Raw genomic sequence first — 26,279 nt, forward strand, 5'->3', positions numbered from 1 at the left:
TCGGCCTCCAACGTCCCGTTTCCAGACGTTAGATTACAAAATCGCCGGTCGCCATCCACGGAATTCTGCGAAGAACCAATTTCTTTGGGGCTTCGAGGACGGGACGCGAAACGCGGCTCACCGCCGGTCGGACGAGAATAAATTTGACTTATCGGTTTATAAGAAAAGCAAACTTTTATTATCAGCGCCGGATTCGTATAGTCGTGGCCGACCACTCGCATGACCCATCGCAATAGCGCAAAACGACCTCTCCCGACCACACGACCCGCATGAAAACTCTCCTCAAGCTCGGCCCGCTGGCGCTGCTTGGCGCATTCGCGACGCACACCCACGCACAAAGCAGCGTGACGCTGTACGGCCTCATTTCCGCCGGCGTCGGCTTCGCGACGAATCAGGGCGGCAAGAACGCCTGGCAGGCGCTGTCCGGCACGAACCAGAACCCGCGCTGGGGTTTGAAGGGCAAGGAGGATCTCGGGCAAGGCCTGTCGGCGATCTTCCAGCTCGAGAACGGCTTCAACGTGATGACCGGCGCCGCCGCGCAGAACGGCCGGGAGTTCGGGCGCCAGGCATACGTGGGCCTGTCCGACCGCAGCTACGGCACGCTCACGTTCGGTCGCCAGTATGATGCGATCCACGACTACATCGGCCCCGTGATCATCGCGAGCAACGGGGTGAACATCGGCGACAACGACAACGGCTACAACGACATCCGCGTGCAGAATTCGGTGAAGTACGTGAGCCCCGACTATCGCGGCCTGAAGCTGACCTCGCAATACGGCTTCAGCAACGCCACGGGCTTCGCCAACAACAGCGCATACAGCTTCGGCATCGGCTACGAACACGGTCCGCTGCGCTGGAGCGGCGTCTATGCGCAATACAACCATCCGTACAGCAGCACGAACCCGGATGGGGCCATCGCGAACGACTACGCGTCGCCGCTGCTGATCTTCAGCAAGAGCGCGACGTCGCCATCGGTATTCGCGAGCCGTCAGCGCATCGCGGGAACGGGCGGCTTCTACACGATCGGCCGCGCGCAGTTCGCCGCGCTCTTCACGGACGTTCACTACGACTATCTCGACAACTCGCATCTGCACCTGCAGAACTTCGGCGTGAACATCGTCTACACGATGACGCCGGCGCTGTTCCTCGGCGCCGCATACGGCTATACGCAGGGCAAGTACGACGTGATCGATACGCGTCCGAAGTGGCATCAGGTCAACCTGCAGGCGGACTACTTCCTGTCGAAGCGCACCGACGTCGCGCTGACCGTGATCGGCCAGCAGGCGGCCGGCGATGCGGAGCACGCGCAGATCTTCGCGTACAACCGCTCGACGAACAAACATCAACTCATCATGACGCTCGGCATGCGTCACGTGTTCTGATCATGACGACACATCGCTTCCTCGACCGTCGCGCGTTCATGAAGCGCTCGGGCGCGCTTGCGGCGGGCACGCTGCTGCCGACTTCGTTCGCGTCGGCCGCGAATGCCGGCACAGCGCGCCGCACGGTGATCATCGACGCCGATCCGGGCCAGGACGACGCAATCGCGATCCTGTTCGCGCTCGGCGCCAAAGACCGTCTCGACGTGCGCGCGCTGACCGCTGTCGCGGGCAACGTGCCGCTCGATCTGACCGAGCGCAACGCGCGCATCATCCGCGACTGGGCGGCCGGCACGAAGACGCTGCCCGTCTATGCAGGGTGCCCCAGGCCGCTCGCGCGCGAGCTCATCACGGCCGCGAACGTGCACGGCAAGACGGGCCTCGAAGGCGTCGAGCTGCACGAGCCGCGAGCGCCGCTCGCGCCGCAGCACGCCGTTCAGTATCTCGTCGATACGCTTGCGCACGCGGCGCCGGGCAGCGTGACGCTGTGCGCGCTCGGACCGCTCACGAACGTCGCGAGCGCGCTGATCGAGGCGCCGCAGATCCGTGCCGCGCTGCGCGAGATCGTGCTGATGGGCGGCGCGTTCTTCGAGCGCGGCAACATCACGCCGGCCGCGGAGTTCAATATACATGTCGATCCGCAGGCCGCCGACGTCGTGTTCGCGAGCGGCGTGCCGATCGTCGTGCTGCCGCGCGACGTCGCCGTGAAGGCGCCGATCACGCCGGCGCGCGTCGCGCCGTTCCGTGCGCCCGGCAACCGGTGCGGCGCGATCGTCGCCGACATCATGGCGGCCGAGCTCGCGTACAACAAGAAGCGCCGCGGCACCGAGGACGCGCCGATGTACGATCCGACTGCGGTCGGCTATCTCGTCGATCCGTCGATGTACGACGGGCGCAAGGTCAACGTCGTCGTCGAGACGACCGGGCAGTGGACGCTCGGCGAGACCGTCGTCGACTGGAACGGCCGCAGCGGCCGCGCACCGAACGCGACCTGGATCAACGAAGTCGACGCGGATCGTTTCTACGCGGCGTTGCTCGACAGCGTATCGAAGCTGCCGTGATCGCGGCGGCTCAGATGTGCTGCGCGATCCACTCGCGGCATGCGCGCACGTGCGGGCCGCGATCGGCGGCGGCGAGCGAGATCAGCGAAATCGCGCGCGTGACGCGCGGCTTGTCGAGACGCAGCGCGACGAGCTCGGGATCATGCAGGTGCATCGTGTAGAGGCTTGGCAGCACGGCGATCGCGAGGCCGTTGCGCGCGAGCGCGTAGAGCGGCTCCGTGTATTCCATGCGGTACGTGACGGCGAGGCGCAGTTTCTGGGCGCCGCCCGTGCGATGCAGCGAGTCGCTGACGCTGCCGCGCATGAACGCCGCGAGATCGCGCCCGACGAGCTTCGACCACGGCACCGACTTCGCGCGCGCGAGCGGATCGTCGCGGCGCAGGACGGCGACGATCTCGTCTTCGAACAGCTGCGCGTAGTGCAGCGCACCGTCGTCGTCGCCGGGCTCGCGCACGCCGATGCCGAGATCCGCGACGCCGTCGCGCACCGCCTCGACGAGCGCGCTGTTCGGCGAGTCGGTCAGCGTGAAGCGCAGCGACGGCTGGGCTTCACGCAGCGCGTTCAGCACGGGGAGCAGGCGCCCCGCGACGGATGGAATGAACGAGATGCGCACCGTCTGCGTGCGCTCGGCGATGAGGTTCGTCATGTCGTCGAACGTGCCGCGCGCCTGATTCAGCAGGCGCTCGGCGAGCGGCAGCACGGCCTCGCCGGCCGGCGTCAGCGTGATCCGGTGCGCGGTGCGCGCGAAGAGCCGGCCGCCGAGCAGGAACTCGATTTGCCGGATCGATGCGGTGAGCGCGGGCTGCGTCAGCGACAGCGACAGCGCGGCCTGCGTGAAGCTGCGCGTATGCGCGAGGACGACGAAATGCTGGACTTGCCGCAGCGTGAGCGCGGGCAGCAGCGACGAGCGTTGGACGACATGAATCGGTGTGGTCGGTATGCGGTACGCGGCAGTATAAGACCTGTGTCCGACGCGCCAGAAAGGACAATTTTTATCTCTCAAGAGTGGAGAACAGCAATGTCAATGACAGAGGCCACCGTGGCACGCCAGTCCGGATGGCTCGAACGCCGCTTCGCGCTCGACGCGCGCGGCACCAGCGTGCGCACCGAGACGATCGCGGGCATCACGTCGTTTCTTGCGGCCGCGTATCTGCTCGTCGTGATTCCGTCGCTCCTGTCGACGGGCGGCATGGAGCGCGGCGCCGCGACCACCGCGACGATCGTCGTGTTCGTGCTCGGCACCGTGCTGATGGGGCTTTATGCGAACCTGCCGTTCCTCGTCGGGCCCGGAATCGGCGGCTCGGTGATCGTCGGCGTCACGCTCGCGACGACCGAGCACATCGGCTGGCAGACGGGCCTCGGCATCGCGTGCGTGTCGGGCATGCTGTTCCTCGTGCTGACCCTGCTCGGCGCGCGCAGCGTCGTCATGCAGCTGATTCCGGTTCAGATCAAGCTCGGGCTCGGCGCGTCGATTGGCCTGTTCGTCACGATGCTCGGGCTGCGCAATGCGGGAATGGTCGTCGCGAACGCGAAGACCAACGCGCTCGCGCTCGGCGACTTCTCGCGGCCGGGCGCGCTCGTCACGCTGATCGGCCTCGCGGTCGCCGTCGTGCTGCAGGCCCGCAAGGTGCCGGGCGCGATCCTGATCGCGATCCTCGCCGCCGCCGGAGCCGGCGTGCCGCTCGGCGTCACGCATCTGCCCGCATCGTTCGTGGCGCTGCCGCACAGCATCGCGCCGGTCGCGTTCAAGCTCGACATCGGCGGCGCGCTGAGCGTGGCGGCCGCGCCGTATCTGTTCGCGTTCTTCGCGGCGGAATTCTTCTCGACGCTCGGCACCGCGCTCGCGGTCGGCGCGAAGGCGAACCTGCTCGACGAGAAGGGCAATCTGCCGAACATCAATCGACCGTTCCTCGTCGACTCGATCGCGGCGACGCTCGGCCCCGTGCTCGGCATTCCCGCGCTGACGGCGCTCGTCGAATCGGCGGCGGGCGCGGAGGCGGGCGGGCGCAGCGGCCTGTCCTCGCTAGCGGCGGCCGCGCTGTTCGCGGCGATGCTGCTGTTCGTGCCGGTCGCGCTCGCGATTCCGAAGGAAGCAACGGCGCCCGCGCTGATTCTGATCGGCCTGTCGATGTTCGCGACGATCCGCCAGACGCGTTTCGAGGACTTCACCGACGCGCTGCCCGTGATGACGATGGTGCTGCTCACGTTGATGTCGAACAGCTTTGGCACGGGTATCGCGGGCGGGCTGCTTTGCTACGTGCTCGTGAAGCTGCTCGCGGGCCGCTGGCGCGAAGTGCCCTGGGGGCTCGTCGTGCTCGCGATGCCGCTCGGCTACTACTTCTGGACCGTCGTGAAGCCGCACTGAGAGACCGGCTTTGCGCATGTAACTGCAAAATTCGAACGAGACTGAAAATGAAGAGTTCCCCTGGCAACGTCCCGGCTGCGCGCACGGGCATCGACATCACCGCGGCCCACCGGGCCTTTTTCCACGCGCTCCCGAAGGTCGAGCTGCACTGCCATCTGCTGGGCGCGGTGCGGCACCAGACGTTCATCGACCTTGCCGAGCGCACGGGCGCGCCGATCGGGCGCGCGGAGATCGACGCCTTCTACACGCGCGGCGAGAAGCCGGTCGGCGTGCTGCACGTGCTGCGCTCGCTCGACAAATATCTGCTGACGCGGCCGGACGATCTGCATCGGATCGCTTATGAATATCTCGAGGACGCGGCCGCGCACAACATCCGCCATAGTGAGTTCTTCTGGAATCCGACGGGCACGGTGCGCGTTTCGGGAATCGCATATGCCGACGCGCAGGCGGCGATCGTCGCGGCGATTCGCGACGCGGCGCGCGACTTCGGCATCAGCGCGAAGCTGATTCCGAGCATCGACCGCGAGCAGGACCCGGACGAGGCCGTCGCGATCATCGAGTGGATGAAGGCGAATCGCGCCGACGAGGTCGCGGGAATCGGCATCGACTATCGCGAGAACGATCGTCCGCCGGAGCTGTTCTGGAAGGCTTATCGGAATGCGCGCGAGGCCGGTTTCCGGACGACCGCGCATGCGGGCGAGTTCGGCATGCCGTGGCGCAATGTCGAGACGGCGGTGGAGGTGCTGAAGGTCGATCGCGTCGATCATGGCTACACGATCGTCGACAACCCCGAGCTTTGCGCGCGGTACGCGGAGCGAGGCATCGTGTTTACGGTCGTGCCGACGAATTCGTACTATCTGCGCACGCTGCCGCCCGAGCAGTGGGCGGAGTTGCATCCATTGCGCAAGATGCCGGGGCTCGGGCTTCGCGTTCATCCGAATACCGACGACCCGACCTTGCACAACGTGAATCCAAGTGAGGCGTGGGAACTGATGTTCAGCCACTTCGGCTTCTCGCTCGCCGATTTGCGACGGTTCATGCTGAACGGCATCGACGGCGCGTGGGTTGACGACGCGACGAAAGCCGAGTGGCGTGCAAGGTCGGCAACCGAATTCGACCGGCTGGCGAATACGCTTGCAACGGCGTAAGCACGCGCCGCGCTCGAAGTTCCGGCTAACGCTTTTGCAACCGCCACTTCGTTCGACGATGACCCTGGCAATGGTATCGCCAACATGTCACGTAAAACCCGATATCAAGTATCGTTTGACTTGGCGGCGCGTGACGGTCCCTAACGTCAGATTAGCGCGGCGTCATTGCGGCATCTGTCGCATAATCGATTCGTACCTTGACTTCGGGAAAGCCGGTGAGATATTGGCCGACGTCGTTCGGGTCCGAAACGAGATCGATCGCCGACCCGACGGATGGATCGTTTGCGATGGCTCATGGCTTCAACTGTGTTCAGGCAAAGTTGCGATCGCGGCACGGGCGACTCGATCAGTCGCGATCAACTGGGAAGTAGCAGAGCCACGCAGCGCGTCGCAAAACTTCGTAAGCACAGCGTTCCAAAAAAACATATTGGCGAATTCTGCGGGACTTGACGTCGCGAGGAGGTTAGCCGGGGCGCGTGACTTCCAGTCCCGATAAGCTTGCGAGGGCGCTCGAGTTGGCTGGCTCGGACCATGCTGAGGAATTCACACTTGATTCTACGCTCATGAACCTTTATCCCCAGGTCCTTCGAAATCGCCCTCACATGACCGCCGCGTTTTCGCTCGGATTCGTGCTCGCGCTATCTTCGCCCCCGTCTCTGGGAGCGGTAACCCGCACACTCATCGGTTGGGATACGGGGGTATGGACGTTTCTCGCGACCATATGGCTGCAAATGCTGACTTCGACCCCTGAGGACGTTCGACTGCGAGCGACGATCAATGACGAAAACGCTGTGACGGTCCTGACAGTGGTGTGCGTGGCGACCGTCGCCAGCATCGTGGCGATTGTTCTGGAGCTCGGGTCCACCAAGGGTCTTGCGCTCGAGTCCAAGATAATGCGGTCCGGATTAACAGGACTCACCCTCTTTGGCGCCTGGTTCCTGATACCCACCATCTTTACACAGCATTACGCGCGGATCTATTACGCCTCCGATCCGGATTCCCCTGCATTGGATTTCCCTGACGCAAATTTGGAACCGGATTACCTGGATCTGCTTTACTTCTCATTCACCATTGCCCTCGCGTCGCAAACGGCCGACATCGGACTGCGAGGACGCAGTGCGAGGCGCACGGTTCTGGCTCAATCGATCCTGGCATTCTATTTCAACGTTACGGTGCTCGGTCTATGCGTGAACATCGCGGCGAGCATGGTTGGCAGTTGAAGGGAGCCAATACCTGGAGCGAAGTGCTCGCAGGTCGCGGATAGCATGAACTCCTGGATCCTTTGGCAAGGTCAAGGTGATTCAACGCCAATGATTACGCTCGTTGCCTTGAAGACTGCCGTAGCCGGCTTGCCCGGCGACAGTCCAAGTCGGTCAACACCATCGTTCGTTATGAAAGACACCACCTGCGCGCCGCCGGGTGCGGCGACACAAACCTCCGCATTCGACGGCCCTCTCTCCACGAAAGCGACTTTCCCGACGACACAGTTTCGTGCAGAGACTTTGCTGTTATCGAAATCGACCAGAACGATCACAGACGTGGCTCGAACAAGAGCGAACGCTTCAGAGTTTCTTGACAATCCGAGCGAACGGGCCGTGCCGCTCGTCAGCAGCGCGTGTATGTCGATGCCGCCTGGCGTGCGCAAGACAACCTCATCGCCTGCCGCGCCGTGATTGATCTCAGCGATATGACCGACGAAATGATTACGCGCGCTGGTTCTCATAAGGACCTCTGGCGACAATAGCGGGGAAAGGTAGCGCCGGACAAGCACGTCAAGTTTAGTACCGGCGTCTCGATACGCAAGCAACGGACGAGATCATCCGCAACAGGAAGGAAAATTCGCGGCCTGAGGAATCTTTGTCAGCACGGCGGCGCCTGACTTTGCAAGGCTCTCCGGGAAGCTGTGACTGTTTCACGCCTCGGTCGATACTCTGTATCGGGTGCCGCCCTATTGACCGTTGGGCTCGCATCCAGTGGTCTCTCGGCTTTGCGAGTTTCCGCTGAGAAAGTTGGGCACGGCGTTCCTCAGGATCGACACGATCGTCCTCACTCGTTGCGGAATAGGGCGCTGTGCTTGAGTAAGGAGGTTTAGGTCCAGCGCGGGAATCCGAAAGTCGGCCAGCAATTCAGCGAACTGTCCTGTTGCAAGAGCTTCCGCACAGGCATACTCCTCAAGCACCCCTATGCCCATCCCCATCCTAATCATCTCGTAGGCGGGTCGCCAGTGACTCGTGGTGACCTCACTTCGAACGGGCACGCTTTCAACGATGCCGGCCTCGCCAATCAGCGTGATTTGATCGGTGGCAAATGCGCCATTGACGCCAATAAACGAATGCGCCGTCAGGTCAGATGGCGCAGCTATAGGCCTATGCCCGTCCAGGTAGGCGCGTGAAGCGACGAGACATCGTTTGACCTTGCCAAGAGGATAGGCAATGAATGCGCCTTCACCGAGGTTACCGATTCGGAACGAGATATCTACGCCCTCCGTCACGAGATCGACCACCTTGTCGTTCAAAGTCAAGCTCATGCCGATTGGCGGAAAATTGGTGCGAAGGTACTGAATCAGGTGCGGCAGCACGATCTCGCCAAAGCAATGCGGAGCAGCAATGCGTGTTGTGCCATTTGTCAACTGCCGGTCCCCGGATATCTCGGATATCGCTTCTGATGCGGCCAGCAGAATGGTTTTACTCCGTTCATAGAAGGTCTGTCCTTCTGGAGTGCATTTGAAGGCTCTCGCGCTTCGCAGAAGAAGGCGACAGCCGACAAACTTTTCCAGTCTCTCAATCCGCTCGCTTACGGTGGGCTGCCCGATCCCAAGGTCACGGGCAGCGTCCGATATGCTGGCGCGTTCGACAACTCGGACATAGATACGCATACTTTCGATGAGGTTCACCTGAACGGCCCTCCCATCGTTCGAAATGGAGGGCCATCCAAATTCATCGGGCGATTACGGCAGGGCGATGTATGCAGACCGCTTCCCTCAACTGATCCAAGTTCCATGATTGCTACCCCTGTGTTTGGCTGTCGGCAACGACCTGCGCTTGAGCCGATCTCTCAGCGTAAGGGTAGAACCACGAGGGCCTGAGCTTAGGGCACAAACCCCCGAAAGTACGTAGAGTACAGTTGCGATCCGTCCGGATTTCCTTCTGATTGGAGGCTTCCGATGTCTAATATCGGAACACGTCGATCCGGGGATTCTGAGGTCACTTCGAACGGTCCGTGCTTTGCGCGTACTATCGGAACTTGATGTCCACTGACCGAGGCGTTACACGATGTGCTAATTCTGGCGAAGGTCCGCGCGCGACGCGAAGGAGATTACGATGCCGCGAAAGCTTATTGTCATATTTTTCGAGGCTTTAGACCATGCGGAGAAAGCGTTTCGAGAGTTGGACTCCCTCGAAAAAGCGGGTGATGGATTTACTATCGATAGCGCGGTTTTAATACAGAGAGAATCTACTGGAAGGATTGACGTATTGAGGAAGGAGACAGAGTCTTTGCGAGGCGCATTCATCGGCGTGGCAAGCTGTGCTTTGGTAGGCGCGCTTGGGGGGCCGGTGGGCGCTGCCGTCGGCCTGGTAGTTGGCGCAGCGGCCGAGGGGGCCGAACACGCATTGGCGGCGTTACTCGAGAGAAGATTTATTCATTCCATTGAAGAGATGTTAGCGCGTGGAAAGCTCGCGTTGATTCTCGAGGCAAAAGAGACGACACCCTATCCGGTAGACAAGATAATCCAGGATAATGGGGCTGACGCATTCCGACGTGATCTCTTTCCTGAGCCTCGTGGCAGTGGAGTTGATTGAAAATCGTGAATCTTTAAACATCAATTTTCCGAGGTCGGACAAATGTCAACTCAAAGTTTTGGATATCGGAAGTTTCAATTTTCCGCAAGTATCAATCTCTCAAATAACAATCACGGAATCGTTACTGTCGAAGTAACGACATCGGATGCCCAACGCATGGCGGATCTTGGAACCCAACGGTTTTTATACCTGGAACGTTGGGTCGAGGCAAACGAGTCGGAATTCCTGCAAGTCATAATTGACGAATGCAAGGTCGCAGTCGACCATTATGTTGATAATATTGACGAGTGACTCGTGTTTGTGCGCTGAGACGTTTAAATACATAAGATTCCGGACCGGGCGTCGAGGAGTTATAGAGCGTCTTTGCCGAGTTACGGTCAAAATGCTCCCGGCGACGCGTGTGAGGCTCCCGTCTTTTGCGACCCCAACATGGGACAGAGTCGATGACATTTGACTTCGCATTCGCAATGAAAGTATTCGCGGCACTGTTCGCCATTATGAATCCCATTGCGAACGTCCCCGTGTTCCTTTCGCTCACCGACGGCGCGAGCGCAAAAGAAAAACGACACGTTGCGCTCGTCGCCATGATTGGAGTAGCAGTGGGATGCGCTCTTTCAGCAAGTATCGGTGGGGCGATACTGCGCGTCTTTGGCGTCACGATAGACGGGTTCCGGCTATCCGGTGGACTTTTAGTGTTGCTGATTTCCCTCAATATGTTGCACGGAACCCCAAGCGCCCAGCATCATCCCAGTCAAAGGGAGATGAGTCAGACAAACGAGGCTTCGGACGTCGCCATCTATCCATTAACCATCCCGCTACTTGTTGGACCGGGAACAATTTCGACTTTGATAGTGTTCGGACATGCGGCAGCGACGGAACAAAGGGTTGCCAGCCTGGTAGTTGGACTGGGTACGTTCCTGTTCGTCCTTGCGCTGGCCTTGTTCTCAGCTCCATATTTGGCGAAATATTTATCGCAAAAAAGCATCGCCATTACGCAAAGACTGATGGGGATGATACTCGCCGCGATCGCGATGGAGATGATGGTGGACAGCCTGCGCGTGTTCTTCAAGTAGAGCCAGCAAACGGCAATGCGTCGAATATGAGCGTCGTTCCGAACCGTGAGCATTCAGGCGACGTGAAAGCCGCTGGGTGCAAGCGCTGCGTCTTGCACCGAGACGTGGGTCAATTGAACATGGGGCACAGGCCCATCGCGTTTAGATTCCGAGCTTCGCCTTAATTTTTCCGAGAATTTCGTGCAGTCGTGCGCGATGTTCTTCCTTCTTCTGCTCGGTAAGCACACGGTTTGCTTCTTTCGCGGCAGCCGCCGCAGCGTCATAGGACGCGGACAACTCATCCATTACCTTATCCACGGGCTCGCGCCATAGAACTGCGGCGGTTCGTTCAGCATAGCCGTTGAGGAGATCAGGCGTTGCTTCAGTTGCTTCGACAATGAGCCCCGTCTTTCCGGTGGGAATAAAGTGGCTGAAGTTTGTAACGGCGCCCTCGACGTCTGCGCTGCGGCCAATATCCCACCCGGAGCCGACCAACCAACCGCCGATGAAACCGAGAAGCATCCCCAGGGGGCCGCCCAAAACACCTATAAGCGTGCCAAGTGCGACGCCGCCTATCGATCCAAGCCCCAGTTGCTTGTCCTGCCCATCCCGTATGCTGAATGTTCCGTCATCGTTTCGCCTGATTACGGCCAGAGCGACGATGGAACCTTCTGATTTCAACTCGCTATACGCCTGATACGCCTTGCTCGGTTCGTCCCACACCAGCAATACCACGTTGTTGTCGCTCATGGATGTTCTCCATCATCAGTCAGGACATTGAGTAACCAGTTTGGACAGAAGCTAATCTGACAAAGTTGACCCGCTTTCCGTGCGTTCCATGTTGACAGGCGACGACATCTGGAATGAATTTGACTCGGTTCCTGAGCGTCATCGTCGCAACATGGATGCGTATGGGCCTTGGGTCGGTTCTCGAAAGACGAGTCGAGATCTTCACAACGAACCTGCCTTGGGCAGAGTCCGTCAGGCAGCGTTATTCACCACTGCCGGATTGTTGTCGATAATTTCGCGTAGGGCGTCATCAACCGTTTTCAGCAGGACGAAGCGCATCTGATCTCGAGCATCCACCGGAATATCCTCGAGATCGACTGCATTGCGCGAGGGAAGGAGCACGGTGCGGATGCCGCCGCGCAAAGCTGCCAGAACCTTCTCCTTGATGCCACCCACAGGCAGAACTACGCCGCGAAGACTGATTTCGCCGGTCACGGCGCAATCGCTCCGCACTGGTTTTCCCATAAACAGCGAAGCGATTGCGACGAACATCGCGACACCGGCGCTGGGTCCGTCTTTGGGTACCGCGCCGGCAGGCACGTGGATATGAACGTCGCGTTTTTCGAATGCGGAACTGTCGATATGAAGCGAGTCGCAGCGGGATTTGACAAGCGTCAGTGCGGCCTGGGCGCTTTCCTTCATCACATCGCCCAACTGGCCCGTGAGTACCAATCTTCCGTTGCCGGGTGAACTGCTTGCTTCAATGAAGAGCAAGTCGCCGCCGACAGGAGTCCATGCCAGCCCGGTCACCACGCCCGGCAAGCTGGTGCGCATCGCCACCTCATTTTCGAATCGTCGGTGTCCCAGGATCAACGGCAGGTTGTCGGGCTCGATTCGTTCGCGCGTCGTCTGGTCTTCTGCAACGCGCAACGCAACATATCGAAACACCGCGCCAATCTGACGTTCCAGGCTGCGAACACCGGCCTCGCGCGTATAGTCGCGAATGATCGAGCGAATCGCATCGTCGCTGAGTTCACACTGAGCCTCGGTGAGTCCACACGCCTTCAACTGTCGAGGAACGAGAAAACGGCGCGCGATCTGAAACTTCTCGGCTTCCGTGTACCCCGGCAGATCAAGCATCTCCATGCGGTCTCTCAAAGGACCGGCTATACCCTCTGCCTGATTTGCGGTAGCAATGAAGACGACAGCGGAAAGGTCGAAGGGAACACCCAGGTAATTGTCGCGAAAGGAACGATTCTGCTCCGGGTCCAGGACTTCGAGCATCGCTGCCGACGGATCGCCGTGTACTCCATGCCCCAGCTTGTCCAGTTCGTCCAGCAGCATCACGCAATTGCGTGCTCCGGCTTTCCGGATTGCCTGGATGATGTTCCCCGGCATTGCTCCGATATAGGTGCGCCGGTGGCCGCGAATCTCCGACTCGTCATGCAGGCCGCCGAGGCTCACACGGACGAATGGTCGCTCCAGAGCCCGGGCGATGCTCTGGCCCAACGAGGTCTTTCCGACACCAGGAGGCCCCAAAAAACAGAGAATCGGGGCATTTCCTGCTGGATTGAGCTTCCTCACACCCAGATACTCCAGGATGCGTCTCTTCACCTTTTCCAGGCCGAAGTGCGCTTCTTCCAACACGCCCCGAGCGCGCGCGATGTCAATGGGCGCCTCCGGCGGAAGAGTCCATGGCAGCTCGGTCAAGAGTTCAAGATAGCTCATGCCGATGGCATATTCAGAGGACCCTTCCGGTGCGCGTTCGAGCCGGGCCAGCTCCTTGCGAGCATGCTTTTCGACGTCCGGCGGCATATGGGCGACAGTAACGGCTTCCGCCAGCTGCTTGAGCTCCTCCTGTCTTTCGACGTTTTCTCCAAGCTCATTCTGGATTGTCTTGAGCTGCTCACGCAGCATCACTTCACGCTGTCGCTCGTCGAGCCTACCGCGTGTCTGTTCACCAATCTCGAGTGATAGACGAAGGACCTCGATTCGTCCGGCAATGGCGTCCAGGACCTTGTCGAGACGCTTGCAGATGTCGAGTGTTTCAAGGATGTCCTGCTTGTGCTCTGGCGGAATATCGAGCAGCCCAGCCACCGTGTCCGCCAGGAGCCCCGGAGATTCGATCGCGTCGAGTGCCTTGACCAGGTCGGCGCCCGCATTCGGCAATAACGCAATCATTTCTCCGGCGCGTTGCCGCAGGACAAGAACGCGTGCGTCGATTGCGGCATCGGTTTGCGTCGAGTCGGAAATGAACTCTACATGGGCTGCGCGAAAATCCAGACCGTCGACCGGAGCAATGAGCCGAAAACGACCCACCCCCTGGCAGACGAGGTGATGGCTGCCATCCTGGGAGTTCGTAAGATAGCGCAGCACATTGGCCACGGTCCCCACCGTATGTAATCCGTCGAAAGGCGGATCCGTGACTTGAGGGTCGCGCTGGAGGACGATGCCCAAGGGCAACTGGCGCTTGACGGCCTCCTGCACGTCCTCTTTCACCTGAGCGGTGTCGGCCCTGAGCGGTAGGACCATGCCAGGGAAGAGCACTGTGTTACGCACCGGCAGCAGGATCAGGCTATCTTTGGGCAATGGCGATGGGGAAGGCGTCTCGCTCCCCTGCGTCTCCGTTTCCAGGCGCTTGCTGCTGTCCGTGGTCATCTTTGCTCCTCGAAAGCACCTTCGCCGGATGGTTTCAGTCCAGCGTCTCGATATCCAACAACAGACACCCGTGCTCGGAGTCGCGCCGAACCAGGCGATAGCGTCCCGCAGGAAGCCGAACTTGTCGCTCAAATCGACCGTACGGTATCTCGAAGCAATGCACCGTACCTTTGGACAACGGGTTGGAGCGTCTTCTTTCAGCAGTAACGATCAAGGTATCGTTTTCGAGGCTTACATGAATCAGATCCGGCTTGACGCCAGGCAACGCGACGACGATGGACAATCTGCCATGGTCTTCGAAGAACTCGATGGGTGGCTCCCATACTGGCTCCTGTGCTCGCTGTCCAGCCAGTCGAAAGAATTGACGATGCAGCCGGGCTGCACGCTCCAGCGCGTCAACGGCCGCCTCCCACATTCTGGCGTGATGCGTGATTGTCATGAGCGAATTCCGGTGAGTGGCCCTTCGACGCAAAAACCCTTGACTCATTAAAGGGCGGACAGCGCGCGACTGTCAAGAAACCAAGTCCTCCGAAAAAAATCGTATGAATTCAATTCGAGGCTGAACCCGGGGTCAGCAGGCGCAATGGAGAGAGGCATTGAGCGGATGGCACGGCCTGAACGCGAGCCGAAATCCAAGGTTAGGAATTCGACTTAACGGCTCCGATAATAAAAATCGGTCGGGGCCGATATATAACGACGCCATACACGCTGCTGGTGTCATGCATCGAGATGAGCATCCAGTGCGTATCGAACGGCACAGGTGAGGCATGGATCAACGCGCCGTTGGCGTGCCAATCAGCTTGACATCTCGACAATGCGGGCGTGAAGATGGCCACTAAAATCAGCGTGCCGGCTTTTGCGAGCGTTTCCGTTTAGAAGGCTTTGCACCGGAGAACCATCATGAACGACATGACTTGGATTGTGGTGGCCGACGAAGGTCGGGCGCGAGTGTTCCAGGCTCCAGGGCTCACACTCGACTTGGAGGAAGTTGACGACTTTGTCAATGTCGCACATAGCGCCACGACACTGACCGAAAAGCAGGCAGCCGCATTTTCTGAAAGCGAACGAAAGGAAAAAGAACGAGACAAGTTTGCGTGCCAAGTGGCCGAGTACCTGGAACAGGGACGTCTACATCAACGCTTCGGTCGACTGAGACTGGTTGCGGAATCCAAATTCCTTGGCATGATGCTTTCCTACCTGAGCGCGGAAACCCGAGAACTTGTGTTCGAGAAGCTTAGTAAGGATTATTCGGCGCTGAGTACAAAAGAGATACGGGAGCACTTGCAACAACGCTGACTTGCCGCCGCTGATGAGCACCCACTGACGGGCGTCGAGCGTGCGTACTCGGCGAACGATTCCTGTCATGACCGGTCAAGCGTCCTGGTCGACACCCGGATAGACGATAGTGCCGTTCGACTGAATCACTGCGCCCGCGGTCAGGCTCGCGGGCTGCAGATGTTTCATCCCCATGATGTGGAAGACCGTTTCGCCCCGCGCGATCAGATAGTCGGCGATGATGCGCCGGTGGCAACGCCACCACACGGCCTCTGAACACATGACGACGCAACGCCTCGTACGACCCTCCGTGATCAGATGATCGAGGCCCTCGCGAAACTCCGGCGTCAGCGCGTAATCCGCGTAGCGATGAAAGCTCTTGTTCATCCAGAGGTCATTGACGTCCTCGGGCACGCCCGGCGTCTTGCCGCGGAGGCCGCCGAGCGCCGCCATGTGCTCGTATCCGATATCGAATTCCGCCAGTTCGTCCGGAAGCGTCGGCTCGTTGAACTGCGGATTGGTTCTGGACCGCGGCATCTTCCTGACGTCTGCGAGCATATGAATCTCGGCGTCGGTGATCATCCCGATGAAGTCGACGAGCGTGCGATCAGAATGACCGATCGTGTAGAACGGAAGCGTCACGCGTCGCCTTCGCGGGAAATGAGTTCGAGTGCGCTACCCCGATGCGCCGCAACATGATCGGTCTTGTCGCTCTGTATCTCGTATTGGGGATTTTCCGGCGACGCGCGATGCCGGTACCCCTTGTACTCGAAGTCCTGCGTATGGATGACGATGATCGTGCCAGTCACGTAGCCCGCCTCGGAATTCCATCTGACCCGGTCGCCGATTCTGAACGTCGTCGTCATTTCGCGAATCTCCTGATCTGCTGTCAATCGCGCGGCATGCGCCCGGACCTGTCGTTCACCGGTTTCTCCAGTTTGGAACTTTCGCCTACGCCTTCTCAAGTTTTTGTTGCGGAACGGCCCGCCGGCGCCTCCGAACTTTCCCTATGTTACGATCGTAACAAAGCTGATATAAACTGAGATCAATCTATCAAAAACTGTTGTGCGTCGCACAAGGCGCCGGCAAACCGATCTCATGCTGGAATCCGCATCGAAGTCCATCGTCGCGTGGCCCGGGAAGACTCAGGCCCACGCAGGCGCCCGCAATCCCGGCGTGCCGTTCGATCTCGCGTGGCTCGACGGTCTGCGCGTGAACCAGTCGGCGGTGGCGCGCCGCGCATCCACGCTCGGCACGCGCCGCGCGGTCAAGAAGGATGCGCAGGCGGCATGGCTGCTGAAGGCCATTACCTGCATCGACCTCACGACGCTCAACGGCGACGATACCCACGGACGCGTCGAGCGCCTCTGCGCGAAGGCGCGCCGTCCGCTGCGCGACGATCTGCTCGACGCGCTCGGCATGGCACCGGGCTCGATCACGACCGGTGCGGTGTGCGTCTATCACCGCTACGTGAAAACCGCCGTGAACGCGCTGCAGGGCAGCGGCATTCCGGTCGCCGCCGTGTCGACCGGCTTTCCCGCCGGCCTCAATCCGCATGCGCTGAAGCTGCGCGAGATCGAGGCGTCGGTGGCGGATGGCGCGGCGGAGATCGATATCGTCGTCACGCGCGAGCATGTGCTGACGGGCAACTGGAAGGCGCTCTACGACGAGATGCGCGATTTCCGCGCGGCATGCGGCAATGCGCACGTCAAGGCGATCCTCGCGACCGGCGACATCCGCACCCTGTCGAACGTCGCGAAGGCGTCGATGATCTGCATGATGGCCGGCGCCGATTTCATCAAGACCTCCACGGGCAAGGAAGGCGTCAACGCGACGCTCGACGTCTCGCTCGTGATGGTGCGCATGATCCGCGACTACCTCGCGCGCACGGGCGTGGCGATCGGCTTCAAGCCGGCGGGCGGCGTGTCGACGGCGAAGTCGGTGCTCGAATATCAGATCCTCATGAAGGAAGAGCTCGGACGTGACTGGCTCGAGCCGGAGCTGTTCCGCATCGGCGCATCGAGCCTGCTCGCGGATATCGAACGCCAGCTCGAACATCACGTGAGCGGACGCTATTCGGCGTTCAATCGTCATCCTGTCGCCTGATTCGCAAGACCTACTCTTACAAGCCTCATGAGCGTTGCCGAATACTTCTCCTCGATGGAATACGGACCCGCACCGGAAGACGATCGCGCCGCGCGCGCCTGGCTCGATCAGCACAACGGGCGCTTCGGTCATTTCATCAATGGCGCATGGCGCGATAGCGATGCCGCCGAACGATTCGATTCGCGCGAGCCCGCGACGGGCCGCATGCTGGCGTCGATCGCGCAAGGCGATTCCGCCGATGTCGATGCCGCCGTGCAGGCCGCGCACGATGCGCTCGAAGGCTGGCAGGCCATCGGCGGCGCGGGGCGCGCGCGTCATCTGTATGCGCTCTCGCGCATGGTGCAGCGGCATGGCCGCCTGTTCGCCGTGCTGGAATCGCTCGACAACGGCAAGCCGATCCGCGAGTCGCGCGATATCGATATCCCTCTTGTGGCAAGGCATTTTCTGCATCACGCGGGCTGGGCGCAGTTGCAGGACAAGGAGTTCGCCGACTGGGCGCCGCTCGGCGTGATCGGCCAGATCGTGCCGTGGAATTTTCCGCTGCTGATGCTCGCGTGGAAGATCGCCCCCGCGCTCGCGCTCGGCAATACCGTCGTGCTCAAGCCCGCCGAATATACGCCGCTGACCGCGCTGCTGTTCGCCGAGCTTGCGCACCGCGCGGGCTTGCCCAAGGGCGTGCTCAATGTCGTCACCGGCGACGGGCGCACGGGTGCGGCGCTGGTCGAGCACAGGCGCGTCGCGAAGATCGCCTTCACGGGCTCGACCGAGGTGGGCCGCCAGATTCGCACGACGACGGCGGGCTCGGGCAAGTCGCTCACACTGGAGCTCGGCGGCAAGTCGCCCTTCATCGTGTTCGACGATGCCGACCTCGACAGCGCCGTGGAAGGCGTCGTCGATGCGATCTGGTTCAATCAGGGCCAGGTGTGTTGCGCGGGCTCGCGTCTGCTCGTGCAGGAGGGCATCGAGGCGCGCTTCGTCGAGAAGCTCAAGCGCCGCATGGACACGCTGCGCGTCGGCACGTCGCTCGACAAGGGCATCGACATGAGCGCCATCGTCGATGAAGTGCAGCTCGAGCGCATCCGCGCGCTCGTGGCGAAAGGCGAAAGCGAAGGCTGCGAGATTCATCAAAGCCCGCGTCTCGCGTTGCCCGAGGGCGGCGCATTCTTCCCGCCGACGCTCGTGACCAACGTCGCGCCTGCATCGACGCTCGCGCAGGAAGAAATCTTTGGACCCGTGCTCGTGACCATGAGCTTCCGCACGCCGGAAGAAGCCGTCGCGCTCGCGAACAACACGCGCTATGGGCTCGCCGCGAGCATCTGGAGCGAGAACATCAGCCGCGCGCTCGATGTCGCGCCGCGCCTGCAATGCGGCGTCGTGTGGATCAACGCGACCAACCTCTTCGATGCGGCCGTGGGCTTCGGCGGCTATCGCGAATCCGGCTTCGGGCGCGAGGGCGGACGCGAGGGCATTTACGAATACCTGAAGCCGCGCGCATGGGCCAAGCTTCCGGTTCGCGGTGAAACCGGGCCACTGCAGGCGCAGCCCGATTCGCTCACGGACGCGGGCAAGGTCAGCGCGCTCGATCGCACGGCGAAGCTCTTCATCGGCGGCAAGCAGGCACGGCCCGACAGCGGTTACTCGCGGCTCGTGCGCGCGCCTTCCGGTGAGATCGTCGGCGAAGCGGGCGAGGGCAATCGCAAGGACATTCGCAATGCGGTGGCCGCCGCGCGCGGCATGACGAAGTGGTCTTCCGCGAGCGCGCATAATCGCGCGCAGGTGCTGTACTACCTCGCGGAGAATCTGAGCGCGCGCGCCGACGAGTTCGCGAGGCAGCTCGTCACGCGCGCGGGTTCGAGCGAGCGGGATGCGAAGCGCGAAGTGGAAGCATCGATCGCGCGCTTCTTCACGTATGCCGCCTGGGCCGACAAGTACGACGGCGCGGTGCATGCGCCGCCGCTGCATGGCGTGGCGCTGGCGATGCACGAGCCGCTCGGCGTGATCGGCATCGTGTGCCCGGATGAAGCGCCGCTGCTCGGTTTCGTGTCGCTCGTCGCGCCCGCGCTTGCACTCGGCAATCGCGTGGTCGCGGTGCCGAGCGAAACGTGTCCGCTGATGGCGACGGACTTCTATCAGGTCGTCGAGACATCGGATGTACCGGGCGGCGCGCTGAACATCGTCACCGGCGATGCGCGCTCCCTGGCGCAAACACTTGCACAGCACGACGACGTCGATGCGCTCTGGTGCTTCCATGGCGCGTCGCTCTCGGCGCTGGCCGAGCGCGAGTCCGTCGGCAACCTGAAACGCACGTTCGTCGATCAGGGCCGCGTGTTCGACTGGCACGACGCCGCGAGCGAGGGCTTGCCGTTCCTCCGTCAGGCCGTGCAGGTGAAGAACATCTGGGTGCCGTACGGAGACTGATTGCAGAGTTGACCGGGCGTAGATTCCGATACGGGACCGCCCATGCATGGAGGAGACGCTGTGCTGAAGAACATCGATCCGCTTCTGAACGCCGATATCCTGCACGCGCTCGCCGCGATGGGTCACGGCGACGAAGTGGTGATCTGCGACGCTCATTTCCCCGCCGACTCGGTGGCGCGGCAATCGGTATTGGGCAAGGTCCTGCGCATCGACGGCGCGAGCGCGCCGCGGGCGGTGCGCGCGGTGCTGTCGGTGCTGCCGCTCGATACGTTCGTCGACGATCCCGCCGGCCGCATGGAAATAGTTGGCGATGCAACTACCTTGCCCGCCGTGCAGCGCGAGGCGCAACGCGAAGTAGACGACGCAGAAGGCCGTGAACTGCCGTTCGCGGCGATCGAACGCTTCGCGTTTTACGAGCGCGCGAAGAAAGCGTACTGCGTGATCGCCACGGGCGAGGCGCGCGGCTATGGCTGCTTCATCTTCAAGAAGGGCGTGCAACTGGCACCCGATGCGCCGGAAGGAGGCACGCGATGAAGAGCGTCGTCATTCTCGGCATCTACGTGACGGACCTCGCGTTTCGCGCGCAGCGCATGCCGCTGCTCGGCGAAACCGTTGCGGGTTCCGCCTTCAAGATGGGACCGGGCGGAAAGGGCTCGAATCAGGCGGTGGCCGCCGCCCGCGCCGGGGCGGACGTGATCTTCTGCACGCGCATCGGCGCGGACGCGTTCGGCGAGATCGCGCAGGCAACCTGGACTGCCGAAGGCATCACGTCGCGCGCGACCGTCATGAGCGACGTGGCGACGGGCGCCGCGCATATCTACGTCGACGAGAACACGGGCGGCAACGCGATCATCGTCGCGGCGGGCGCTGCGGGCACGCTGGCGCCCGAGGACGTCGAGGCGATCGAAGACGACATCGCTCGTGCGGGCGTCTTCGTCACGCAACTGGAGCAACCGATTCCTGCCGCGCGCCGCGGACTCGAGCTCGCGCGCAAGCATGGCGTGACGACGGTGTTCAATCCCGCGCCGGCGCTGCCGCTCACCGACGATATCTATCCGCTGTGCGACTACATCACGCCGAACGAAACCGAGGCGACAGCGCTGACGGGCGTGGCAATCGTCAATGTCGATGACGCGCGCCGCGCCGCCGACGTGCTGTTGAAGAAGGGCGCGCGCGCCGTCATCGTCACGCTCGGCGAAGCGGGCGCGCTGCTGCATACGGAGAACGAATCGGTACTCGTCCCGGCCTTCGATTGCGGCCGCGTGGTCGAGACGGCGGGCGCGGGCGATGGCTTCACCGGCGGCTTCGCGGCTGCGCTCGCTCGCGGCGAAGGTCCGCTCGATGCGGTGCGCTTCGGCTGCGCGCTCGCGAGCCTTTCGGTGACGCGCCCCGGCACCGCGCCTTCGATGCCGCGTCTCGACGAGATCAACGCGGTGCTTGCGGAAAGGAGCGTCACGCAATGAAAGGCTCGAAGTGGCTCGCGGATCGCCAGTTCAACTTCCTGATCGGCGTGAACATCCTCGTGGTGATCGTCGCGACGTGGATGTCGCACGGCCAGTTCCTCGACATCGACAACCTCCAGTCGATGGGCGGCCAGTTGCCCGAGCTCGGCCTGCTCGCGCTCGGCATCATGCTGTCGATGGTCTCGGGCAACGGCGGCATCGATCTGTCGGGTGTCGGGCTTGCGAACCTGTCGGGCATGGTCGCGGCGATGCTGCTGCCGCACATGGTGTCCGCCGACGATTCGCCCGCGCTCTATACGGGCGTGTTCGTGTGCATCGTCGTGGCGATCGGTTTGCTCGGCGGCTTGCTGAACGGCGTCGTCATCGCGAAGCTCAGGCTCACGCCGATTCTCTGCACGCTCGGCACGCAGTTGCTTTTCACGGGCATTGCGGTCGTGCTGAGCAACGGGGCGTCGGTGCGCGTGGAATACGTCGATCCGCTTTCGAACATCGGCAACGGCACTTTCCTGCAAGTGCCGATTTCGCTGTGGATCTTCATCGCCGCCGTCGTGCTGCTCGGCTGGATCCTGAAGCGCACGCCGTTCGGCCTGCGTCTCTACCTGATGGGAACCAATCCCAAGGCCGCGTTCTACGCGGGCATTCCGCGCGCGCGCATGCTGATCCTCACGTATGGCCTGTGCGGCGTGCTCGCATCGCTCGCGGGCCTCATCAGCGCGACCCATACGTCGAGCGCGAAATGGGATTACGGCAATTCGTACTTGCTGATCGCGATCTTGATCGCGGTGATGGGCGGCGTGAATCCGGCGGGCGGCTACGGGCGCATCGTCTGCGTGTTTCTCGCCGCGACGGTGCTGCAATTCCTGTCGAGCCTGTTCAATCTGCTCGGGGTGTCGCAGTTCTTCGGCGATTGCGCGTGGGGTTTCCTGCTGCTCGCATCGCTCGCATTCGCGGGCGGCGAGCGCGTGCGCGCGATCTTCGGCATCGGCGGAGCCGCGCCCAGGAGCAATGTTCCACCGCCGCCCGCGTCGACGGGACGTTAGTGTTGCGTGTGATTGTTGAAGAGACCAATCGATACATAAAGGAGACAACGCAATGAAGCTGAACAAACTCGGCACCGCGCTTACGGCGATCGCACTCGCCGCCGGCGCGATCGCGGCGGCGCAGGCCGCGACCAACGAGACCATCGTGACGGTCGTGAAGGTGACCGGCATCAACTGGTTCAATCGCATGGACGAAGGCGTGAAGGAGTTCGGCAAGGAAAACCCGAACATCAACGCGTATCAGACAGGCCCGGGCCGAGCCGACGCCGCGCAGCAGCTGAAGATCATCGAGGACCTGATCGCGAAGAAGGTCACGGCGATCGCGGTGGTGCCGTACGATCCGCCGACACTCGAGCCCGCGCTCAAGAAGGCGATGGACCGCGGCATCAAGGTCGTCACGCATGAAGCGGACAACGCCAAGAACACGCAGGTCGACATCGAAGCGTTCGACAACACCGCGTACGGCGCGGGCCTGAACGAGCGCCTCGCGAAGTGCATGGGCCAGCAGGGCAAGTGGGCGGTGCTGGTCGGCTCCCTCGGCAGCCGCTCGCAGGTGCAATGGGCCGATGGTGGCATTGGCAACGCGAAGGCCAAGTATCCGAAGATGGATCTCGTCGAGCCCAAGCTCGAAACCAACAACGATGGCGAGCGAGCATATCAGGTCGCGAAGGAAGTGCTGCGCAAGCATCCGGACCTGACGGGCTTCCAGGGTTCGTCGTCGCTGGATGTGATCGGCATTGGCCGCGCAGTCGAGGAAGCGGGCAAGGTCGGCAAGATCTGCGTGTACGGAACCGGACTGCCGACGGAAGCCGCGAAGTTCCTCGAAAGCGGTGCGATCAACGGTATCGCGTTCTGGGATCCGAAGCTCGCCGGTCTCGCGATGAACAAGGTCGCGCAGATGCTCGTCGACGGCAAGGAAGTGCAGAACGGCGCGGACCTGGGCATCACGGGCTACAACAAGGTGACCGTTACGAAGGGCCCCGGCAAGGGCGTGATCGTGCGCGGCACCGGCTGGGTCGACGTCGACAAGACGAACTACAAGCAATACAACTTCTGACGTGATGTGCGCGGCGCGCCCGGTTCGATGAGGCGCGCCGCCTGCCTCGAAACGACATGACCACAACGACCCCGCTTCTCGAAGTCTTCGATATCCACAAGCGCTTTACCGGCGTGCATGCGCTGCGCGGCGTGAGCCTCGCGTTCGAGCGCGGACAGATCTATCACTTGCTGGGCGAGAACGGCTGCGGCAAGAGCACGCTCATCAAGATCATCTCGGGCGCGCAGCCGCCCGATGAAGGCGAGCTCGTGATCGAGGGCGTGCGCCACACGAAGCTCTCGCCGCTCGAATCCCTTTCGGCGGGCATCGAGACGGTCTATCAGGACTTGTCGCTGCTGCCGAACATGAGCGTCGCGGAGAACGTCGCGCTGACGTCCGAGCTTGCCGAACATGCGGGCAAGCTCGCGCGCACGTTCGATCGCAAGGCGCTCGCGCAAACCGCTGCTCGCGCGCTCGAAGCCGTGGGCCTGCCGGGCGACGCGAATTTCCAGAAGACACTGATCGAGCAGCTGCCGCTCGCCACGCGCCAGCTCGTCGCGATTGCGCGCGCGATTGCGAGCGAGGCGAAGTTCGTCATCATGGACGAGCCGACCACGTCGCTCACGCAGAAGGAAGTCGACAATCTCATCGCCGTACTGGCGAAGCTGCGCGCGGACGGCGTGGCCGTGCTGTTCGTGAGCCACAAGCTCGACGAGTGCTATGCGATCGGCGGCGAAGTGATCGTGCTGCGCGACGGCCAGAAGATGGCGCAAGGCCCGATCGAAAACTACACGAAGGCGCAGATCAGCGAGCTCATGACGGGCAAGCATCTGTCGACCGAACGCTATCGTTCGGAAGGTGACGAGGGCGCGTCGCAAATCGTGCTCGACGTGCAGGGTCTCGGCCGCAAAGGCCAGTTCGCCGATGTGTCGTTCAAGCTGCACAAGGGCGAGATTCTCGGCGTGACGGGCCTGCTCGATTCGGGCCGCAACGAACTCGCGCGTGCACTGGCTGGCGTTGCGCCCGCCGACATGGGCACGGTCACGCTCGACGGCATGCGCGTGCGGCTGCATTCGCCCGCGGATGCGAAGGCGCAGCGCATCGGCTACGTGCCGGAAGACCGCCTGAACGAAGGGCTGTTCCTCGACAAGCCGATCCGCGACAACGTCGTCACCGCGATGATCGCGAGCCTGCGCGACCGCTTCGGCCAGATCGACCGCAAGCGCGCGCAAGAGCTCGCCGAGCGCACCGTGAAGGACTTGCAGATCGCCACGCCCGATGTCGACAAGCCCGTGCAGTCGCTTTCGGGCGGCAACCAGCAGCGCGTGCTGATCGGCCGCTGGCTCGCGATCGATCCTCGCGTGCTGATCCTGCACGGTCCGACGGTCGGCGTGGACGTGGGATCGAAGGACATCATTTACCGCATCATGCAGCGGCTGTCGAAGGAGGGCATCGGCATCATCCTGATCAGCGACGACTTGCCCGAGCTGCTGCAGAACTGCGACCGCATTCTGATGATGAAGAAAGGCCGCATCGCGAGCGAGTATCGCGCGGACCGGTTGAGCGAGGCCGATCTTTATCACGCGCTACTTTCAGAGGCAGCATGAGCATGAGCGAATCCATCCGCCGCACGGGAAGCGAGACGATGCCGCAGGCCGTGAGCGACGTCGCGCCGCGTGTGCGCAAGGGCAATCTCTACGCGCAGCTGATGCGCAATCCCGAGTGGTTCACGGTCGGGCTGATCGTGGTGACGTGCCTGATCGTGGGCGGCATCAATCCGCGCTTCTTCCAGTTCGCCACGCTGTTCGACATGCTGCATTCCGCGACGACGGTGTCGCTCTTCGCGCTCGGCACGCTCGTCGTGCTGGCGTCGGGCGGCATCGACGTGTCGTTCACGGCGATCGCCGCGCTCACGATGTATTCGATCACCAAGGCCGTGTTCGCATGGTGGCCCGAGTGCCCGTTCGTGCTGATCCTGATCGCGGGCGCGATCGGCGGCGTGATTCTCGGCGTCATCAACGGCATGCTCGTGCATCGGCTCAAGGCGCCGTCGCTGATCGTCACGATCGGCACGCAGTATCTGTATCGCGGCTTGCTGCTGACCTTCGTCGGCACGCAGTTCTTCATGAACATTCCGCACAGCATGGATACGTTCGGGCGCCTGCCGCTGTTCTTCTACCACACGTCCGATGGCCTGCGCGCCGTGTTGCCGGTGTCCGTGCTCGCGCTCGTGATCGCGGCGGTGCTCACGTGGTGGCTGCTCAATCGCACGATGATGGGGCGCGGCGTCTACGCGATGGGCGGCAGTCTCGCGATCGCCGAGCGCCTCGGCTACAACCTGCGCGCGATTCATCTGTTCGTGTTCGGCTATACCGGCTTGCTGGCGGGCGTGGCGGGCATTCTGCACGTCTCGACGAACCGGCTCGCCAATCCGTTCGATCTCGTCGGCACGGAGCTCGACGTGATCGCCGCCGTGATTCTCGGCGGCGCGCGCATCACGGGCGGCACGGGGACGGTGGTGGGCACCTTGCTCGGCGTCGTGCTCGTCACGCTCATCAATAGCGTGCTGATTCTCATCGGCGTGCCGAGCACCTGGCAGAAGGTGATCATCGGCGCGTTCATTCTCGTCGCGGGGACGTTGTTCGCGCTGGGGCGCCGGCAGTAGGAAGGCGTTCGAAAAAAAACCGCGGCGGCGTTCGGATTCCGATCCGAACGCCGCCGCGGCTTGCTTCATGGTTTTGGCCGAGCC

At 62.0% G+C, this 26,279-nt stretch carries 24 protein-coding genes; 16 read left to right on the forward strand and 8 right to left on the reverse strand.

The window, feature by feature from the left end; translation table 11 throughout:
- Positions 1 to 269: 269 nt before the first annotated feature.
- Positions 270 to 1,382: a porin gene (locus tag AWB83_RS28600; protein WP_087048994.1), complete on the forward strand. Its 1,113-nt coding sequence runs from the start codon at positions 270 to 272 to the stop codon at positions 1,380 to 1,382.
- Between the two features lie 2 nt (positions 1,383 to 1,384).
- The gene (locus tag AWB83_RS28605) at positions 1,385 to 2,440 is read left to right on the forward strand and encodes a nucleoside hydrolase (protein ID WP_087048995.1); all 1,056 of its coding nucleotides are present in this window, start codon (positions 1,385 to 1,387) and stop codon (positions 2,438 to 2,440) included.
- Between the two features lie 10 nt (positions 2,441 to 2,450).
- Here AWB83_RS28605 and AWB83_RS28610 read toward each other — a convergent pair whose 3' ends face one another.
- Positions 2,451 to 3,365, reverse strand: a complete 915-nt coding sequence (locus AWB83_RS28610; RefSeq protein ID WP_087049046.1) for a LysR substrate-binding domain-containing protein — start codon at positions 3,363 to 3,365, stop codon at positions 2,451 to 2,453.
- A gap of 93 nt (positions 3,366 to 3,458) precedes the next feature.
- On the opposite strand from AWB83_RS28610, the gene AWB83_RS28615 reads away from it, so the two are divergent.
- From AWB83_RS28615 to AWB83_RS28625, 3 genes are all read left to right on the forward strand, one after another.
- Positions 3,459 to 4,805: an NCS2 family permease gene (locus tag AWB83_RS28615; RefSeq protein WP_087048996.1), complete on the forward strand. Its 1,347-nt coding sequence runs from the start codon at positions 3,459 to 3,461 to the stop codon at positions 4,803 to 4,805.
- 47 nt (positions 4,806 to 4,852) lie between these two features.
- Complete coding sequence (gene add / locus AWB83_RS28620) at positions 4,853 to 5,953, forward strand: adenosine deaminase (protein ID WP_087048997.1); 1,101 nt, start codon at positions 4,853 to 4,855, stop codon at positions 5,951 to 5,953.
- Positions 5,954 to 6,516: 563 nt separating this feature from the next.
- Positions 6,517 to 7,173 (forward strand): DUF1345 domain-containing protein, encoded by a 657-nt coding sequence (locus AWB83_RS28625; protein ID WP_087048998.1) that lies wholly within the window; start codon positions 6,517 to 6,519, stop codon positions 7,171 to 7,173.
- Between the two features lie 71 nt (positions 7,174 to 7,244).
- Here the strand turns inward: AWB83_RS28625 and AWB83_RS28630 are convergent, their stop codons facing one another.
- The gene (locus AWB83_RS28630) at positions 7,245 to 7,676 is read right to left on the reverse strand and encodes a TOBE domain-containing protein (RefSeq protein WP_087049047.1); all 432 of its coding nucleotides are present in this window, start codon (positions 7,674 to 7,676) and stop codon (positions 7,245 to 7,247) included.
- Positions 7,677 to 7,901: 225 nt separating this feature from the next.
- On the reverse strand, positions 7,902 to 8,846 hold the full coding sequence (locus AWB83_RS28635) for a LysR family transcriptional regulator (RefSeq protein ID WP_087048999.1): 945 nt from the start codon (positions 8,844 to 8,846) through the stop codon (positions 7,902 to 7,904).
- A gap of 427 nt (positions 8,847 to 9,273) precedes the next feature.
- Here AWB83_RS28635 and AWB83_RS28640 point away from each other — a divergent pair, with 427 nt between their 5' ends.
- Both AWB83_RS28640 and AWB83_RS28650 read left to right on the forward strand, forming a co-directional pair.
- Positions 9,274 to 9,753: a DUF1269 domain-containing protein gene (locus AWB83_RS28640; RefSeq protein WP_087049000.1), complete on the forward strand. Its 480-nt coding sequence runs from the start codon at positions 9,274 to 9,276 to the stop codon at positions 9,751 to 9,753.
- 443 nt (positions 9,754 to 10,196) lie between these two features.
- Entirely contained in the window at positions 10,197 to 10,826 is a 630-nt protein-coding gene (locus AWB83_RS28650) for a MarC family protein (protein ID WP_087049002.1), read from the forward strand.
- Positions 10,827 to 10,967: 141 nt separating this feature from the next.
- Here the strand turns inward: AWB83_RS28650 and AWB83_RS28655 are convergent, their stop codons facing one another.
- From AWB83_RS28655 to AWB83_RS28665, 3 genes are all read right to left on the reverse strand, one after another.
- The gene (locus AWB83_RS28655; RefSeq protein WP_087049003.1) at positions 10,968 to 11,555 is read right to left on the reverse strand and encodes a hypothetical protein; all 588 of its coding nucleotides are present in this window, start codon (positions 11,553 to 11,555) and stop codon (positions 10,968 to 10,970) included.
- 231 nt (positions 11,556 to 11,786) lie between these two features.
- Positions 11,787 to 14,192 carry an endopeptidase La gene (gene lon, locus AWB83_RS28660; RefSeq protein ID WP_087049004.1) on the reverse strand — a complete coding sequence of 802 codons (2,406 nt, stop codon included), beginning with the start codon at positions 14,190 to 14,192 and terminating at the stop codon, positions 11,787 to 11,789.
- Positions 14,193 to 14,226: 34 nt separating this feature from the next.
- The gene (locus tag AWB83_RS28665) at positions 14,227 to 14,631 is read right to left on the reverse strand and encodes an Hsp20/alpha crystallin family protein (RefSeq protein ID WP_087049005.1); all 405 of its coding nucleotides are present in this window, start codon (positions 14,629 to 14,631) and stop codon (positions 14,227 to 14,229) included.
- 461 nt (positions 14,632 to 15,092) lie between these two features.
- On the opposite strand from AWB83_RS28665, the gene AWB83_RS28670 reads away from it, so the two are divergent.
- Positions 15,093 to 15,488 (forward strand): host attachment protein, encoded by a 396-nt coding sequence (locus tag AWB83_RS28670; protein WP_087049006.1) that lies wholly within the window; start codon positions 15,093 to 15,095, stop codon positions 15,486 to 15,488.
- Positions 15,489 to 15,563: 75 nt separating this feature from the next.
- Here AWB83_RS28670 and AWB83_RS28675 read toward each other — a convergent pair whose 3' ends face one another.
- Entirely contained in the window at positions 15,564 to 16,109 is a 546-nt protein-coding gene (locus AWB83_RS28675; RefSeq protein ID WP_087049007.1) for a DUF488 domain-containing protein, read from the reverse strand.
- A complete protein-coding gene (locus AWB83_RS28680; RefSeq protein WP_087049008.1) occupies positions 16,106 to 16,333 on the reverse strand; it encodes a hypervirulence associated TUDOR domain-containing protein in 228 nt (75 codons plus the stop codon). Before AWB83_RS28680 ends, AWB83_RS28675 begins: the two co-directional genes overlap by 4 nt.
- A gap of 232 nt (positions 16,334 to 16,565) precedes the next feature.
- On the opposite strand from AWB83_RS28680, the gene deoC reads away from it, so the two are divergent.
- The 8 genes from deoC to AWB83_RS28720 are packed head-to-tail and all read left to right on the forward strand — an operon-like array spanning position 16,566 to position 26,195.
- The gene (deoC, locus tag AWB83_RS28685) at positions 16,566 to 17,573 is read left to right on the forward strand and encodes a deoxyribose-phosphate aldolase (protein WP_087049048.1); all 1,008 of its coding nucleotides are present in this window, start codon (positions 16,566 to 16,568) and stop codon (positions 17,571 to 17,573) included.
- 27 nt (positions 17,574 to 17,600) lie between these two features.
- Positions 17,601 to 19,991: an aldehyde dehydrogenase family protein gene (locus AWB83_RS28690; RefSeq protein WP_087049009.1), complete on the forward strand. Its 2,391-nt coding sequence runs from the start codon at positions 17,601 to 17,603 to the stop codon at positions 19,989 to 19,991.
- Between the two features lie 60 nt (positions 19,992 to 20,051).
- The gene (locus AWB83_RS28695) at positions 20,052 to 20,525 is read left to right on the forward strand and encodes an RbsD/FucU family protein (RefSeq protein ID WP_087049010.1); all 474 of its coding nucleotides are present in this window, start codon (positions 20,052 to 20,054) and stop codon (positions 20,523 to 20,525) included.
- On the forward strand, positions 20,522 to 21,454 hold the full coding sequence (rbsK, locus tag AWB83_RS28700) for a ribokinase (RefSeq protein WP_087049011.1): 933 nt from the start codon (positions 20,522 to 20,524) through the stop codon (positions 21,452 to 21,454). The genes AWB83_RS28695 and rbsK overlap by 4 nt, the downstream gene beginning before the upstream one ends.
- A complete protein-coding gene (locus AWB83_RS28705; RefSeq protein ID WP_087049012.1) occupies positions 21,451 to 22,494 on the forward strand; it encodes an ABC transporter permease in 1,044 nt (347 codons plus the stop codon). The genes rbsK and AWB83_RS28705 overlap by 4 nt, the downstream gene beginning before the upstream one ends.
- 52 nt (positions 22,495 to 22,546) lie before the next feature.
- On the forward strand, positions 22,547 to 23,551 hold the full coding sequence (locus AWB83_RS28710; RefSeq protein ID WP_087049013.1) for a substrate-binding domain-containing protein: 1,005 nt from the start codon (positions 22,547 to 22,549) through the stop codon (positions 23,549 to 23,551).
- 56 nt (positions 23,552 to 23,607) lie between these two features.
- On the forward strand, positions 23,608 to 25,137 hold the full coding sequence (locus tag AWB83_RS28715; protein WP_087049014.1) for a sugar ABC transporter ATP-binding protein: 1,530 nt from the start codon (positions 23,608 to 23,610) through the stop codon (positions 25,135 to 25,137).
- Positions 25,134 to 26,195, forward strand: coding sequence for an ABC transporter permease (locus AWB83_RS28720; protein WP_087049015.1), 1,062 nt, complete (start codon positions 25,134 to 25,136; stop codon positions 26,193 to 26,195). Before AWB83_RS28715 ends, AWB83_RS28720 begins: the two co-directional genes overlap by 4 nt.
- The last annotated feature ends 84 nt before the right edge of the window (positions 26,196 to 26,279 follow it).

The organism is Caballeronia ptereochthonis, assembly GCF_001545075.1.
GTDB lineage: Bacteria > Pseudomonadota > Gammaproteobacteria > Burkholderiales > Burkholderiaceae > Caballeronia > Caballeronia ptereochthonis.